Annotated in this window: 1 protein-coding gene; it reads left to right on the top strand. The window is 61.3% G+C overall.

Annotated features, from left to right (window positions below):
* The first annotated feature begins 791 nt into the window (after window positions 1–791).
* Window positions 792–1,601, top strand: coding sequence for an ISAs1 family transposase (locus DVR05_RS26420; protein WP_116248625.1), 810 nt, complete (start codon window positions 792–794; stop codon window positions 1,599–1,601).
* Window positions 1,602–1,730: the final 129 nt, after the last annotated feature.

The raw sequence follows: 1,730 nt of genomic DNA, 5'->3' as shown, positions 1-1,730 counted from the left end.
TTCGCCTACCGTTCCGAAAACTCCGAAAACAGCGCTGTCCGGGTTTTCGAGGTCGACGCCTCCTTCAGAGTCCCGGAGTTCTCGCGATTCGTCCGGAACGCACGATAAGACACCATGCGAGCGCAGTGGCCCGGGATAAACGAATCAAGGTATGAGTAAGCAGGAACGGAACGCGTGGATCATGGAGTTGTCGAGACAAAACTATCCGCAAGATCCCATAACCGCTGTTTCATCATTCCTTGTCCATGCCGTTCTCTCAACCGATCCCACCGAACCGCTCAACCCCACTGACGAGCCCACTTCCTGGCCTGATGAACCACCTGGCTATCATTGACGATTCCGCTCACCCCAAGAACGTCGCTACGCTCTGACCAGCCTGCTCGTCCTGTGCGTTTGTACAATGACCATGACTGGTCACGACACCACCAGCGCCGTCATCGAGTGGGCCCACAACACACTCCGCCATGTCCTCCTACCATGGGCCTGCCCACCTGCCCTTTCCCCCACCACGTTCATATCCCCGACGACCGCACCCTGTGTCAAGCACTCGCCCGCCTGGACCCCGCCCAGCTTGCCCGAGCCGGACTGGCCGCCCTGCACACCAGGTCCGAGTCGCCGGAGAGCTTCTCCCGCACCCCCACCGAAGCACCCGAGTGCGAGCACCTCTGCCACACGGTCTACGCCGTGAAGGGCAAGACCCAACGCTCCCGCCACCGCAAGGCCAACGAGCCCGCTTGGTGGCTTTCCACACCGCCCGCCACCACGACGGGGTGGCGGTCACCAACACGTAGATCAACAGCAAGGGACAGGAAACTGCAGTCTTCACCGGACTGCTCGATCGACTCGACGAGGACCACCTGAAGGGAGCGTTCATCACCGCCGGTACCCTTCACACTGTGGCAGGCCACGACACCCACCTGCTCGAACGCGGGGCGCACTATCTGATCTACATCGAGGTGAACCGATCCACCCTCCACTCCCCGCTGCCCACTCTTCCCTGTGAACAGCTACTACCCATGGCTCACATGGAGAGAACCGACCACATCCACGGGCGCGTGGAGCACCGGTCGATCAAGGTCACCGCAGTCAATGGACTGGCCTTCTTCGGAGCCCGCCAGGTGGTACGGATCGAGCGTTGCCGCCGCGCGCATGGAAAGGCCAAGGGCAGCCGCGAGGTCGTCTTCGCCGTCACCGACCTGGACACCTACCAGATTCCACCGACCGAGTTGGCCGCTCATGCCTGGGGGCACTGGATCGTCGAGAACTGCGTACACCATGTACGGGACGTGACCTTCAACGAGGACTGGCGACGGACTCGTAAGGGCGCTGTTCCGGTCGTTCTGGGCTGCGTGAGTGACATGTGCGCCAGGTGCTCACCGCCGCAGGCTGGAAGAATCTCGCCTCAGGTCACAGAGCTCACACCACCCCGGACAAGATCCTTACTCTCTACGGAATCATCCGTACTCAGCCCGTATGGCTCTGAACCGCGAGAACTCCGAACCCTGCCCGCTCGCACGGGTGAGCAGCTCGTTCTCAAGCAGCGTGACGACGGTCCGGGCTTGTTGAAGCGTGACCATACCGCCCTTCTCGCAGGTTGTTAGGCGTTTGGTCCGGAACTTGCGTCTCGAAGCGATCACGACGTCGTCAGGTGCAGCAAAGACGCCAAGGGTGCTTAGAGCTCATCTCATTTGGGTTCTCGGTAGCCTGCTCCTGTGTCGATGGTGGAACGG

The sequence above is a fragment of the Nocardiopsis sp. FIRDI 009 genome (assembly GCF_003386285.1).
Lineage (GTDB): Bacteria > Actinomycetota > Actinomycetes > Streptosporangiales > Streptosporangiaceae > Nocardiopsis.
The sequence above is the reverse complement of the archived record's forward strand: the minus strand, read 5'-3'. Positions and strand labels throughout refer to the sequence as shown.